The sequence below is a fragment of the Azospirillum sp. CT11-132 genome, assembly GCF_047302835.1.
In the GTDB taxonomy this organism is placed as follows: Bacteria; Pseudomonadota; Alphaproteobacteria; order Azospirillales; family Azospirillaceae; genus Azospirillum.
In genome coordinates, this window is sequence record NZ_JBGLZA010000003.1 from 1,003,737 (window position 1) to 1,017,540 (window position 13,804).

Annotated in this window: 13 protein-coding genes; 6 read left to right on the forward strand and 7 right to left on the reverse strand. The window is 65.0% G+C overall.

Annotated elements, in window-relative coordinates:
* Positions 1 to 142 precede the first annotated feature (142 nt).
* Complete coding sequence (gene ispH / locus ACCD06_RS10560; RefSeq protein ID WP_413340533.1) at positions 143 to 1,120, forward strand: 4-hydroxy-3-methylbut-2-enyl diphosphate reductase; 978 nt, start codon at positions 143 to 145, stop codon at positions 1,118 to 1,120.
* 84 nt (positions 1,121 to 1,204) lie between these two features.
* Positions 1,205 to 1,447, forward strand: a complete 243-nt coding sequence (locus ACCD06_RS10565) for a hypothetical protein (RefSeq protein WP_413340535.1) — start codon at positions 1,205 to 1,207, stop codon at positions 1,445 to 1,447.
* Positions 1,448 to 1,782: 335 nt separating this feature from the next.
* Here the strand turns inward: ACCD06_RS10565 and ACCD06_RS10570 are convergent, their stop codons facing one another.
* The 5 genes from ACCD06_RS10570 to ACCD06_RS10590 form a co-directional block, all read right to left on the reverse strand.
* Complete coding sequence (locus tag ACCD06_RS10570; RefSeq protein WP_109155821.1) at positions 1,783 to 2,868, reverse strand: pyridoxal phosphate-dependent aminotransferase; 1,086 nt, start codon at positions 2,866 to 2,868, stop codon at positions 1,783 to 1,785.
* A 162-nt stretch (positions 2,869 to 3,030) separates the two neighbouring features.
* A complete protein-coding gene (locus ACCD06_RS10575; protein WP_109152860.1) occupies positions 3,031 to 3,816 on the reverse strand; it encodes an amino acid ABC transporter ATP-binding protein in 786 nt (261 codons plus the stop codon).
* A gap of 31 nt (positions 3,817 to 3,847) precedes the next feature.
* A complete protein-coding gene (locus ACCD06_RS10580) occupies positions 3,848 to 4,954 on the reverse strand; it encodes an amino acid ABC transporter permease (protein WP_109155820.1) in 1,107 nt (368 codons plus the stop codon).
* A 5-nt stretch (positions 4,955 to 4,959) separates the two neighbouring features.
* Positions 4,960 to 6,159: an amino acid ABC transporter permease gene (locus ACCD06_RS10585; RefSeq protein ID WP_109155819.1), complete on the reverse strand. Its 1,200-nt coding sequence runs from the start codon at positions 6,157 to 6,159 to the stop codon at positions 4,960 to 4,962.
* A gap of 211 nt (positions 6,160 to 6,370) precedes the next feature.
* Complete coding sequence (locus ACCD06_RS10590) at positions 6,371 to 7,390, reverse strand: amino acid ABC transporter substrate-binding protein (protein ID WP_109155818.1); 1,020 nt, start codon at positions 7,388 to 7,390, stop codon at positions 6,371 to 6,373.
* 326 nt (positions 7,391 to 7,716) lie between these two features.
* On the opposite strand from ACCD06_RS10590, the gene metC reads away from it, so the two are divergent.
* From metC to ACCD06_RS10610, 4 genes are all read left to right on the forward strand, one after another.
* Entirely contained in the window at positions 7,717 to 8,895 is a 1,179-nt protein-coding gene (gene metC / locus ACCD06_RS10595) for a cystathionine beta-lyase (RefSeq protein WP_109155817.1), read from the forward strand.
* Positions 8,896 to 8,924: 29 nt separating this feature from the next.
* Positions 8,925 to 9,359, forward strand: a complete 435-nt coding sequence (gene hisI, locus ACCD06_RS10600; RefSeq protein ID WP_413340539.1) for a phosphoribosyl-AMP cyclohydrolase — start codon at positions 8,925 to 8,927, stop codon at positions 9,357 to 9,359.
* 559 nt (positions 9,360 to 9,918) lie between these two features.
* On the forward strand, positions 9,919 to 10,602 hold the full coding sequence (locus ACCD06_RS10605) for a calcium-binding protein (protein ID WP_413340541.1): 684 nt from the start codon (positions 9,919 to 9,921) through the stop codon (positions 10,600 to 10,602).
* A 124-nt stretch (positions 10,603 to 10,726) separates the two neighbouring features.
* Complete coding sequence (locus ACCD06_RS10610) at positions 10,727 to 11,224, forward strand: PRC-barrel domain-containing protein (RefSeq protein WP_413340543.1); 498 nt, start codon at positions 10,727 to 10,729, stop codon at positions 11,222 to 11,224.
* An 86-nt stretch (positions 11,225 to 11,310) separates the two neighbouring features.
* On the opposite strand, the gene ACCD06_RS10615 is transcribed toward ACCD06_RS10610, so the two are convergent.
* Together ACCD06_RS10615 and ACCD06_RS10620 are read right to left on the reverse strand one after the other, a co-directional pair.
* Positions 11,311 to 12,822 carry a TRAP transporter large permease gene (locus ACCD06_RS10615; RefSeq protein WP_413340545.1) on the reverse strand — a complete coding sequence of 504 codons (1,512 nt, stop codon included), beginning with the start codon at positions 12,820 to 12,822 and terminating at the stop codon, positions 11,311 to 11,313.
* A 20-nt stretch (positions 12,823 to 12,842) separates the two neighbouring features.
* Positions 12,843 to 13,343, reverse strand: coding sequence for a TRAP transporter small permease subunit (locus ACCD06_RS10620; RefSeq protein WP_247871146.1), 501 nt, complete (start codon positions 13,341 to 13,343; stop codon positions 12,843 to 12,845).
* Positions 13,344 to 13,804: the final 461 nt, after the last annotated feature.

A 13,804-nucleotide genomic window follows, 5' to 3' on the forward strand; every position in this document is an offset into this window, starting at 1 on the left:
ATCGGTTGACGGGCTGTTGGACCGCGACTTTAGTGTCCCAGCTTGACCGGCACAAGACCGCGCGGCGGTTCTATCCCTTGTGACCGTCTGGCGCAGGACCACCTAAGGGCGACCCACTCCACGCAAGGGCGGTACAGCGCATATGACCACGACCTCTCCCCAGGCCACCCGGGCCTTGACGATCCTGCTGGCGGCGCCGCGCGGCTTCTGCGCCGGGGTGGACCGGGCGATCCAGATCGTCGAGACGGCGATCGACCGCTATGGGGCGCCGGTCTATGTCCGGCACGAGATCGTCCACAACCGGTTCGTGGTCGAAAGCCTGGAAGCCAAGGGCGCCGTCTTCGTCGACGAGCTGACCGAGGTGCCGGACGGCCGCCCGGTGGTCTTCTCCGCCCATGGCGTGCCGAAATCGGTGCCGCAGGCGGCCGAGGCGCGCGGGCTGTTCTATCTCGACGCCACCTGCCCGCTGGTCAGCAAGGTGCATCGCGAGGCCGAACGGCATTTCGACGAAGGCAAGCAGATCGTCCTGATCGGCCATGCCGGCCACCCGGAGGTGATCGGCACCATGGGCCAGTTGCCCGACGGCGCCGTGGTGCTGGTGGAGACGGTGGCCGACGTGGCGACGATGGAGGTCCGCGACCCGGAAAACCTCGCCTACGCCACCCAGACCACCCTGTCGGTCGACGAGACGACGGCGATCCTGGCCGCGCTGCAGGCCCGCTTTCCCGCCATCGCCGGGCCGAAGAAGGAAGACATCTGCTACGCCACCACCAACCGTCAGGCGGCGGTGAAGGCCATCGCGCCGAAGGTGGACGCGCTGCTGGTGCTGGGGGCGCCGAACTCCTCCAACTCCAAGCGGCTGGTGGAGGTGGCGAAGACCCATGGCTGCCCGGCCGCCCAACTGGTCCAGCGCGCCGCCGACATCGATTGGGACGCGCTGTCCAGCGTCGCCCGCCTTGGCATCACCGCCGGCGCGTCGGCGCCGGAAGTGCTGGTCGAGGAGGTCATCGAAGCCGCCCGCGCCCGTTTCGACGTGACGGTGGAGGAGCTGCGCACGGCGACGGAGAACATCGTCTTCAAGCTGCCGCGCGCGTTATCGGTGGAGCGGGAGGTCGTTTGACGGCGCCGGAACCCGGTCGCGGGGCGGCGCGTTGCTTCAGGCGGAGCACACGCTCCGCCGTGACGAGCGTGAGGTGAAGCCTTGGTGGGTTGGATCATTCGGACGCTGGTGTTGTGCTTCGTCGTCGGCTTCGTGCTGTCGTTCCTGCGCATCGATCCGGCCAGCATCCTGACGAACAGTTGGCAGACGGTGCAGGACATCGCCGCACTGATGATCGACGCCGGCCGCTGGGCCCTGCCCTACATCCTGATCGGCGCCGTCATCGTGGTGCCGCTGTCGGTGATCGGGCTGGTCCTGCGCTGGAACCGCACGCGCCCGCCCTCATAGGCGTTGCCGTCCAAAACGCGGACAAAAAAACAGGAGGCACCGGAACCGGGGCCTCCTGTGAAACAGGGAGGGTTAGAGACAGTCAAAGGTCTACGCCCATCCACCCCCTCCCGCCTTGATGCAGGTCAACGGACAGGCACTTTCCGTCTCCCCCGACCGAAAAGAAAAAGCCGGAGACATCCATGCGGATGCTCCGGCTCAGTGATACAGGGAGGGTTAGAGACAAGAAGGACCTTATCCGGAAGCGCATAGACCGTTCGTTGATCTGCATCAAAAGAGGCGAAAATCCGTGGGTTCTGTTCGCGTCGTTCCGTCGCAGCCTCCGGCCGGCCTGATCAACCGAGAATCTCCGCCAGAGCCACCACCAGCGCCTTGTTCTCCTCCTCGCGGCCGATGGTGATGCGCAGGCAGTCGGACAGGCCGTACTCGGTCACCGGCTTCACCAGGATGCCACGGTGGGCGAGATGGTCGATGACCGCCTGGGTGCCCAGCGACGGATCGGTCGGCACGCGGGCCAGCACGAAGTTGCAGACGCTGGGATAGACGCGCAGCCCCACCCGCTCCAACTCGCGTGACAGCCAGGGCAGCCACCGCGCATTGTGGGCGAAGGTCGCCTCCTCATGCTCCGCGTCGCTGAGAGCGGCGGCGGCGGTCAGTTGGGCGGGCAGCGAGACGTTGAAGGCACCGCGGATGGCGTTCACCGCTTCGATCACCGTGGCGGGACCATAGCCCCAGCCGACCCTAAGCCCCGCCAGCCCGTGCATCTTTGAGAATGTGCGGATCAGCAGAACATTGTCGGAATTCTCGACGATCTCCGTCCCGTCGCTGTAGTCCGGCATCCGGCAATAGTCGGCATAGGCCGAATCCAGCACCAGCAGTGTGGTGGACGGCAGGCCGGCGCGCAGCCGCTGCACCGCCTCGGCCGGGATGTAGGTGCCGGTCGGGTTGTTGGGGTTGGCGAGGAAGCAGATCTTCGTGCGCTCGCTGGCGCGGTCGATCATCGCGTCCACATCCACCACCATGTCGCGCTCCGCGGCCACGACTGCGGTTGCCCCGGCGGCGCGGATCGCCTTGAGGAATCCGCGATAGCCCCGCTCGTGGCACAGAACCTCGTCACCGGGGCCGGCGAAGGCCTGGGCGACCAGATGGATCAGTTCCTCCGACCCGGCGGTGCAGACGATGCGGTCGGCATCGATGGAATGACGGCGCGCGATGGCGTGGCGCAGCGGTTCCTGATCCCAATCGGGATAGCAATGGATGCGCGTGGCTGCCTCGCAATAGGCGTCCAGCGCCAGCGGGCTGGGTCCGAGCGGATTGTGGGTCAGCGACAGGTCGATCCACCGGCGGCCGTCGCGAGGCGGGCGAGCGGGTCGGTACGGCTTGATCTGGCCAACGCTGGGACGGGGGCTGAGCAGGTCCATAACCTCGGTCTCCGTAAGCGGATCGGTCGAACAGCACGTCGGGCGACCGATTGAACCGCAAACTGGTGCGCGACGCCACAGGACATTGCGTCGCGCACCCCAACTCGAGGTGTTTTATTTCCAAATAGCAGGCCGGACGGAAGCGCCGGCCTGCTGCCCGGATCAGTGGTTTAGAATTTGGCTGAGGAAGAGGCGCGTGCGCTCCGACTTGGGGTTGGAGAAGAACGCGTCCGGCGTGTCCTGCTCCACGATTTCGCCGCGGTCCATGAAGATGACGCGGTCGGCGACCGACTTGGCGAAGCCCATTTCGTGCGTCACGCACAGCATGGTCATGCCGTCCTCGGCCAGCCCGATCATGACGTCCAGCACCTCCTTGACCATTTCGGGGTCAAGCGCGGAGGTCGGCTCGTCGAACAGCATCACCTTCGGGCTCATGCACAGAGACCGCGCGATGGCGACACGCTGCTGCTGACCGCCCGACAGCTGGCCGGGATATTTCTTGGCCTGTTCGGCGATGCGCACCCGCGTCAGGTAGCTCATCGCCCGCTCTTCCGCCTCCGCCTTCGGCATTTTGCGGACCCAGATCGGGGCGAGCGTGCAGTTCTCCAGCACCGTCAGATGCGGGAACAGGTTGAAGTGCTGGAACACCATGCCGACTTCGCGGCGGACCAGCTCGATGTTCTTCAGGTTGTTGGTCAGCTCGATCCCGTCGATGACGATCGTGCCCTTCTGATGCTCCTCAAGCCGGTTCAGGCAGCGGATCATCGTCGATTTGCCCGACCCCGACGGGCCGCAGACGACGATGCGCTCGCCCTTCTGGACATTGAGGTTGATGTTCTTCAGGACGTGGAACTCGCCGTACCACTTGTTGACGCCCGTGCAGCGGATGATCTCCTCGCCGCTGAGGGTGTGCTTCGGCTTGGTGCCCTGGGACATGGCCTGGGACATGGGTCTTCTAGTCTCCCTTGACGGCGTTGATCTAACGGCGATGGCCGCGGTTCAGGTCGCGCTCCAGCTTCTGGCTGTATTTCGACATGCTGAAGCAGAAGATCCAGTAGATCACGCCGATGAACAGATAGGCCTCGCGGTAGAAGCCGCGCCAGGACGGGTCGGACAGCGCGGCCTTCGCGGTGCCGAGCAGGTCGTACAGGCCGATGATGATGACGAGCGAGGTGTCCTTGAAGAAGCTGATGAAGGTGTTCACCAGCGGCGGGATGGCGATGGCCAGCGCCTGCGGCAGGATGATCTTGCGCATCTTCTGCCAATAGCCGAGCCCCAGCCCGTCCGCCGCCTCATACTGCCCCTTCGGGATCGCCTGCAGGCCGCCGCGGATCGCTTCCGCCATATAGGCGGCGGCGAACATGATGAAGGCGATCTGCGCGCGCAGCAGCTTGTCGACGGAAACGCCGTTCGGCAGGAACAGCGGCAGCATCACCGACGCCATGAACAGCAGGCTGATCAGCGGCACGCCGCGGATCAGCTCGATGTAGGTGACGCACAGCACCTTTACCGCCGGCATGTCCGACCGCCGGCCCAGAGCCAGCAGGATCGACACCGGAAAGGCGACGGCCAGACCGATCACCGACAGGATGATGGTCAGCGGCAGGCCGCCCCACAGCGTGTTCTCGACATAGGTCAGGCCGAAGACGCCGCCCCACATCAGGATCGCCACCAGCGTCAGCCCGGCGGCCCAGACCAGCCCGAACCACGGCTTCCAGAAGCGGCGGTCGCAGCTGGCGACCAGCAGCGCGATGAAGACGCCGATGGTCAGCAGCGGCCGCCACTGCTCATCCCACGGGAACATCCCGAACATGATGAAGCGCAGCTTCTCGCCGATGAAGCCCCAGCAGGCGCCGCCGGCATCCTGTCGGCAGACCGTGGAGTTCGAATCGAAACCATGCGCGTTGACCAGCAGCCATCCGACGAAGGGCGGGATCGCCGAAACCAGCAGCGCCAGGACCAGAATGGTCAGGATGGCGTTGTACCAGGTGTTGAACAGGTTGCTCCGCAGCCACGCGATGGGGCCGACGGTGTTGGCCGGCGGACGCTCGTCCGGCAGGCCGACGCTTTGCACGTTGTCGGTCATGGCCGTTACCGCTCCACCAGCGCGATGCGCTTGTTGTACCAGTTCATGAAGATCGAAATGCTGAGGCTGATGACCAGATAGGTGCCCATGATCATCGTCACGCCTTCGATCGCCTGACCGGTCTGGTTCAGGGTCGTGTTGGCGATCGACACCAGATCGGGGTAGCCGATGGCGAGCGCCAGCGAGCTGTTCTTCATCAGGTTCAGATACTGGCTGGTCAGCGGCGGCACGATCACCCGCAGCGCCTGCGGCAGGATCACAAGGCGCAGCGTCGGACCGCTCGGCAGGCCCAGCGCGCGCGCCGCCTCGGTTTGGCCCCAGTTGACCGCCTTGATGCCGCTGCGCACCACCTCGGCGATGAAGGCCGCGGTGTAGAGCGTCAGGCCGGTCAGGATGGCGAAGAACTCGGGCGAGATCGCGACGCCGCCGGAGAAGTTGAAGCCGGCCAGCTTCGGCATGTCGAGCGCCATCGGCGCCCCGCCGGCGATCCAGGTCAGGATCGGCAGGCCGAGGATCAGACCCAGCCCGGCCCACCCCGCGGGGAAGGGCTGTCCGGTGCGCGCCTGCCGCGCCTTGGCCCAGCGCGACACCCCCCAGGCAGCGGCGATGCCGACCAGCAGGGCGATGCCCATGTTGGTCCAGACCGGATCGGCGACCGGGACGGGAATGCGCAGGCCGCGCTGCGACAGGAACACGCCCGGCAGCGGGTTCAGCGCCTGGCGTACCGCCGGCAGGCCGTCCGACACCAGCGCATACCAGAAGAACAGCTGCAGCAGCGGCGGGATGTTGCGCACGATCTCGACATAGGTCGAGGCCAGCTTGGCGATCAGCCAGTTGCTGGACAGCCGGGCGACGCCGATGACCGTGCCGATGATCGTCGCCAGGATGATGCCGATGACCGACACCTTCAACGTGTTCAGCACGCCGACCAGGAAGGCCCGGCCATAGGTGTCCTTCGGCGAATAGTCGATCAGCGACTCGCCGATGCCGAAGGCCGCTTCACGCCCCAGGAAATCGTAACCGGTCGCGATCGAGCGCCGCGCGAGGTTGTCGAGCGTGTTGGAAATAAGGAACCAGCCGACCAGAACGACCGCGCCGACCACCAGGATCTGGTAGACGATGGCACGGAACGTCGGGTCGCTGAGGGAAATGGATACGCCACCCGGCGGCGGAGCGCCTTGGGTGGTCCGGGTCTCGGTCGCCACGGACTACTCTCCCCCAACCATCGCGCCCCATACGGTGCCCACGCGGTCCCGGACGTTTTCCGGGCAATTTCCACACCGTAGGGGAAGCGACATGTCTCCCAATGCGGCCAGATGCGCGGGCGTTTCGCTGACGCCCTTCGCGACCGCTCCTTCTACCGGAAGGCCGCCCCCGGCAGGTTCCCGACGGGCGGCCTTCAAACGGTGGTCTGCCTTACCGGAACGGCTGCGCGTACATCAGGCCGCCCTTGGTCCACAGCGCGTTCAGGCCGCGCTCCAGCTTCAGCGGGGTGCCCGGGCCGACGTTGCGGTCGAAGATCTCGCCGTAGTTGCCGACCTTCTTCACCACGTTGTAGGCCCACTTCTCGTCCAGGCCCAGAGCCTTGCCCATGCCCGGCGAGGTGCCGAGGAAGCGCTGGACGTCCGGGTTCTTGGAGTTGGCGAACTCGTCGATGTTCTTGGAGTTGATGCCGAACTCTTCCGCCTGGATGGTGGCGTAGACCGTCCACTTCACGATGTCGAACCACTGGTCGTCGCCATGGCGCACGGCCGGGGCCAGCGGCTCCTTGGAGATGACTTCCGGCAGGATGACATGGTCTTCCGGAACCGGCGCGACGCCGGCGCGGGTGCCGGCCAGACCGGACACGTCGGTCGTCAGCACGTCGCAGCGGCCGGCGAAGTACGCGGCGTTCACCTCGTCGTTCGACTCGATCACGACCGGGTTGTAGGTCATGTTGTTGGCGCGGAAATAGTCGGCGAGGTTCAGTTCGGTGGTGGTGCCGGACTGGACGCAGACGGTGGCGCCGTTCAGTTCCTTGGCGCTCTTCACGCCCAGCTTCTTCGGAACCATGAAGCCCTGGCCGTCATAATAGGTGACGGGGGCGAAGTTCAGGCCGACCGAGGTGTCGCGGGTCAGTGTGGCGGTGGTGTTGCGCGACAGCAGGTCGACCTCGCCCGACTGGATGGCCGGGAAGCGCTGCTGCGCCGACAGCGGGGTGAACTTGACCTTGTTCGGGTCGTTGAAGATGGCGACGGCGACGGCACGGCAGTAATCGACGTCGAGGCCGGTCCAGTTGCCGGCGCTATCGGGGTTGCCGAAACCCGGCAGGCCGGCATTGACGCCGCACTGCACGAAGCCGCGCTGCTTGACGGTATCGAGCGTGGCGGCACCGGCGGCGGCGCTGGCGGTAATGACCACAGCCGCCGCGGCGGCGGCGAGAAGCCCTGACTTCATAATTATTAACTCCACCCTGTTCTTGCGTTCTTCGCATTTGAGCGGTCTGACGACGCGCCGACCACGCCGGCCATGTGATCCCCGGGGGGCCTGAGGTAGCCCCGACGGGCCGCCCCTGTGGGGATCGCGACGCAGCCATGCGCGTGGGACAAGAGTGTATCAACTTGATCCCGCTTGTCGAATCATCCGTGCATTTGTGGTGATACCAGACTATACCGCCCGCTGACGGCACTTCGGCGCAATCGGTGTTGGCCGCAGGGCCTTCGGAATGACACAATGTTCGGCTCCGCCGCACCGGAACGCCGCACCAGCCAAACGGACAGTCGATGAAGGACGTCACGCAGGACACGATTCTCGTTCATGCCGGCCGCGATCCGCGGAACAACCACGGCATCGTCAATCCGCCGGTCTATCACTGCTCCACCGTGCTGTTCCCGACGCTGGACGCGCTGGAGGAAAGCGACCGCAACACGCTGGAAGGCGTGCATTACGGCCGCATGGGCACCCCCACCACCTTCGCCTTCGAAGAGGCGGCGGCGGCGCTGGAGGGCGGCTACAAGTCGGTGAACACCGGCTCCGGCCTCGCCGCCATCGCCATCGCGCTGTCAGCCTTCACCAAGGCCGGCGACCATGTGCTGATCACCGACAGCGCCTATGGCCCCACCCGCCGCTTCGCCAAGGAGACGCTGGCGCCCTATGGGGTGGAGGTCGAGTTCTACGATCCCTGCATCGGCGCCGGCATCTCGGCGCTGCTGCGGCCGAACACCAGCGTGGTCTTCCTCGAATCGCCGGGCTCGCTGACCTTCGAGGTGCAGGACGTGCCGGCCATCGCCGCCGCGGCCAAAAAAGTCGGCGCCACGGTGATGATCGACAACACCTGGGCGACGCCGCTGTTCTTCCGCCCCTTCGACCACGGCGTCGACCTGTCGATCCATGCCGCCACCAAGTATATGGTCGGCCATGCCGACGCGATGCTGGGCGTCGTCACCTGCCGGGACGAGGAAAGCTGGACCGCGGTGAAGAAGGCCGCCACCCGCTTCGGCGTCTGCGGCGGGCCGGACGACCTCTATCTCGGCCTGCGGGGCCTGCGCACCCTGTCGGTGCGGATGCGCCAGCATCAGGAAAGCGCGCTGGCGCTCGCCGACTGGCTGGCCGCCCGGCCGGAGGTGACGCGCGTGCTGCACCCCGCCCGGCCCGATTTCCCCGGCCACGAGCTGTGGAAGCGCGACTTCACCGGATCGAGCGGCCTGTTCTCCATCATCATCAACCAGGTGCCGCGCAAGGCCCTGGCGGCGATGCTGGACGGCATGGAGCTGTTCGGCATGGGCTACAGCTGGGGCGGGTTCGAAAGCCTGATCCTGCCGACGCGGCCGGCCGCGGTGCGCTCCGCCACCCGCTGGACCGATCCGGGACAGGTCCTGCGCCTGCACGCCGGCCTGGAAAGCCCCGACGACCTGATCCGCGATCTCGAGGCCGGCTTCCGCCGGATGGCCGCCGCCCTCTGAGCGGCGGGCCTGTGAAGGAGTGATTTGCCATGACGGATACGCCGTCGATCGATGTTGCCCCCTTTGAAGAGGTGCTGGCCGCCATCCGCTTCACCGCCGATGGGCTGGTGCCGGCAATCGCCCAGGCCGAGGGCACCGGCGAAATCCTGATGATGGCCTGGATGAATCGCGACGCGGTGGTGGAGACCTTGTCAACCGGCCGCGTCTGCTATTGGTCGCGGTCGCGCGGCGGGCTGTGGCGCAAGGGCGAGACCTCCGGGCAGGTCCAGCGGCTGAAGGATTTCCGGGTGGATTGCGACGGCGACACCCTGTTGCTGATCGTCGAACAGGACGGCGTCGCCTGCCACACCGGCCGGCGCAGCTGCTTCTATCGGGCTTGGCGGGCAGGAAAGCTGGAAACGATCCAGGAGGTCGAAACCGATCCGTCCATTCTCTATGGCGGGCATTCGCACAGCCACGGCTGAGCGCGAGCCGATGGAAACTCGGTTCGACGCCGCTGCCGGATTTCTTGATCCACATCAAAGCGGCACCCCCGCCGAAGGGTATACACAGCTTCTTGTCTCTAACCCTCCCTGTATATGACTGCACCGGGCGTTCCTTTGGACGCCCGGTAATTTTTTGCGCACACCGCCGGATCCGCAATCTTGGACGGCGGGAAGCACATTTGCGCCGCCGATCCTCTTTCGGACGATCCGTTCCGACAGTGCTTTTGCCTGCGGCCTACTGCCCTCCCCGTCCGCGCATCGCCTTCGGCCGGCGCCGCTGTGCCCTTCCGCCGGCCCAGACCTACCCATAGGAGGAGCAAAGTCTCTGTTCCGTCACAGAAAGATCCCGCTTTGGATCACAAATACGTCGAATAAAGAAACATTAAAGATCACAAATCCAATCAAGCTTCGGTTATCTGTGTCATCTCTCCTTGTCCCGTTTGTACTGCCCCTTTATCGCTTTTCGACCGCCCAGGCCTCATGGTTAACATCTGGTTAATCGTTAACAGCACGTTAACGGCACTGATGGAGAGACGCCATGCGCCAGTTTTGGGGGACTTCGAACAACGACGCCATGACCGGCACCGCCTATGACGACCGGATCGACGGTCTGGATGGCGACGACCGCGTCAACGGCGCCGGCGGTAACGATCAGCTGTATGGCGAACGCGGCAATGACTCGTTGATCGGCGGGCTGGGCAACGACCAGCTTCATGGCGGCGACGGCAACGACTGGCTCGGCGATCCCTATGGCGGCAACGAGGCCGGTAACGATTCGATGTGGGGCGATGCCGGCAACGACCAGCTGTTCGGCGGCGATGGCAACGACTGGCTGAACGGCGGCACCGGCGACGACATCGTCAAGGGGATGCGCGGCGACGACACCATGATCGGCGGCACCGGCAACGACACGCTTTACGACAGCTATCGCGACGGCGGCGCCGACCTGTTCCAGCCGGGCACCGGCGACGACCTGATGGTCAGCTACACCGACGGACAGATCGACCGTTTCCTGATGGAGCGGGCCACCGGCGGCTTCGGCCACGACACCATCAACTATTTCGAAAAGGGGATCGACCAGATCGAGTTCCACGGCTACGCCGCGTGGGAGATGGCGATGACGACCAACGGCTCGAATTCGGTCTTCACCTTCACCGACGGCTCGTCGCTGACGGTGGACCAGATCGGCCTGAGTGCCGCCCACGACTTCGTCTTCACCTGACCCGTCCCGATGGAGGTCTCCGGCCGACGATGGGGTCACCCCTTCGGCGCGCGGGACCTCCGGCCATGCTCGTGCTGTTCTAGGGACGCACAGTTCCGCGCCGTCAGCAAAAGGGCCAAGACCGATGGATCACCGCCGCCTTTCCCTGCGCATGCCCCTCCCCAGCCTGTCGGCTCTGGCAATCCTGCCGGTTCTGGCCCTGCCGGTTCTGGCATTGGGCGCCTGCGCCAGTTCGGACATGGGCGGCATCCCATCAGCGGAGGTGGCGACCAAGCCACCGGTGGAACTCGTCGGATTGACCGTGCAGACGCCGGACGGCCGCCGGATCCTCGGCAACGTCAGCGATCTCGTGATCGGGCCGACAAACCGGGTGGAACAGGCGATCGTCACCGTCGGCGCCCCGCGCTTCCCGAACGAGCACAAGGTGATGGTCGGCAGCGACAACCTGCGCTACGCCCGCAATCGTCAGGCCGTGATCCTGACCGGCATGACGGCGGAGGAATTCGCCGCCCTGCCGCCCATCGCCGGAAGCGACCGTATGGTTTCCCTTGGCAGCGGCGGGGCTCTTCCCTCTTCCGGAACCGCACCGACCAACTGGGCTGGTGCCACCAAGTCACGCTGACCCTTTCCCAACCGGATACGCATCAACAAGAAAGGGGCCGGATGAACCGGCCCCTTTTGCTTGTCCAGGCTTGGTGACGACAGGCGTCACTTGCCCTGCAGTTGCTTCATGATGTCGTCGTTCGGGTTCGACTCCGGCTGCGCCGGAGCGCCGAAGGGCGGAGCCACTTCCTGGTTGTCGAAGGCCGGGATTTCGATCTTCACGTCGTCCAGGTTGATCTTCGGTCCCTTGTCGCGGCCGGCATCGACCAACTGCGGGAAGGAGATGACAAGGGCGACCATGATGATCTGGATGACGACAAAGGGAACCGCACCCCAATAGATCTGGCCGGTGGTGATCTTCGCGATCTTCTGCCCGGTGATCTTGTCGAGATAGTCGGTCTTCGGCGCCACCGACCGCAGGAAGAACAGCGCGAAGCCGAAGGGCGGGTGCATGAAGCTGGTCTGCATGTTGACGCCCAGCAGCACGCCGAACCAGATCAGATCGATGCCCAGCTTGTCCGCCACCGGCCCCAGCAGGGGGACGATGATGAAGGCCAGCTCGAAGAAATCGAGGAAGAAGGCCAGAACGAAAACCAGGATGTTGCAGACGATCAGGAAGCCAAGCTCGCCGCCCGGCAGGCTGGTCAGCAGATGCTCCACCCACAGGTCGCCGTTCACCGCGCGGAACACCAGACCGAACACGGTCGAACCGATCAGGATGAACACCACGAAGGACGAAAGCTTGGCGGTCGCGTCCATCGCCTGACGCATCAGGCCCCAGCTCAGCTGCCGCTTGGCGAGGGCCAGCAGGATGGCGCCGGCCGCGCCCATGGCGCCGCCCTCGGTTGGGGTGGCGATGCCGATGAAGATCGTGCCCAGAACCAGGAAGATCAGCACCAGCGGCGGCACCAGCGAGGTGATGACGCGCAGCAGAAGCTTCCAACCGCGCAGCGAACGGGCTTCCGGCGGCAGGGCCGGCACCATCTCCGGCTTGATGATGCTGGTGAGCAGGATGTAACCGGCATAGAGCCCGGTCAGCACGAGGCCGGGGATCAGTGCGCCGGCATACATGTCGCCGACCGAGCGGCCGAGCTGGTCGGCCAGAACGATCAGCACCAGCGACGGCGGAATGATCTGGGCCAGCGTGCCGGACGCGGCGATGACGCCGGTCGCGATCCGTCGGTCATAGCCGTAACGCAGCATGATCGGCAGCGAGATCAGACCCATGGAGATGACCGAGGCCGCGACCACGCCGGTCGTCGCCGCCAGCAGCGCGCCGACGAAGATCACCGCATAGGCCAGACCGCCACGGATCGGACCGAACAACTGCCCGATGGTATCGAGCAAATCCTCGGCCATGCCCGATCGCTCAAGAATCAGGCCCATGAAGGTGAAGAAGGGGATCGCGAGCAGCGTGTCGTTGCGCATGATGCCGAACACGCGTTCCGGCAGCGCCTGCAGCAGCGCCGGGGTCAGCAGACCCAGCTCGATGCCGATCAGACCGAACGCCAGACCATTCGCGGCCAGCGCGAAGGCGACCGGGAAACCCATCAACAGGAAGAACACCAGCGCGCCGAACATCAGCGGCGCCATGTTGGCGGTTACGAACTCGACCATCTGGGGGGCGCTCCCGGTCCTTAGGAATGGCTGTGCATCTTCTCGCCCGGCTCGTCACGATGGCCGGTGAGAAAGCCGATGCGCTTGATCAGTTCCGAGACGCCCTGCGCGGTGAGCAGGAAGAAGCCGACCGGGACCAGAAGCTTCACGGGCCAGCGGATCAGGCCGCCGGCATCGCTCGACATTTCGTTGGTGACGAAGCTGTCCATGAACATCGGCCAGGACAGCACCATGATCAGGATCGTCATCGGGAACATGAAGAAGATGATGCCGAAGACGTCGACCCAGGCCTGCACCCGCTTGGAAAAGCGGCCCAGCACGATGTCGATGCGGATGTGTTCGTTGCGCAGGAAGGTATAGCCGGCGCACAGCAGGAACACGGCCGAGAACAGATACCATTGCAGTTCCAGCCACGCATTGGAACTGGTGTTCAGCCCGTAGCGGACCACAGCGTTGACTGAGCTGACGACGACGGCGACCAGCACGAGCCAGTAGGCGAGCTTGCCGATGCCTTGGTTCATGGCATCGATCAGCCCACTTAGTCTGAGCAGACCTCTCAAAGGAGAAACCTCCCTGTTGCGGGGGCGCGGCTTGGGCCGTCCCCTTTTGCTTTTGTTGCAGCCGCGCACGCGCGACAGGTCGCAACCCTCTCTCGATTGGAGGGTATACCAAAAGATATGATTGGACGGGACTATTCCTTTCCCGCCCCCCAGCGGCAAGGGCTACGTTGGAGCTACGTAGAATCCCGTAGATGGAAACTGCGGAATGCGTCGCAATTCGCAGCGCCTGCGTCAACTTGCCACACTGCAGGTCCAGCCCCGCATGGGTCGCCGGTCGATCATGAAACCGATCATCGCCGGCAAAGCCCTTGCTTTTCTTGCAACTCCACATACCGAAGGCCGATGGCGCATTCCTTGCTAAGGCGGTCGGATGCCCTATCGAAGACGCCCATAGAGGCGTGACGATATGGTGTCGGCCGGCT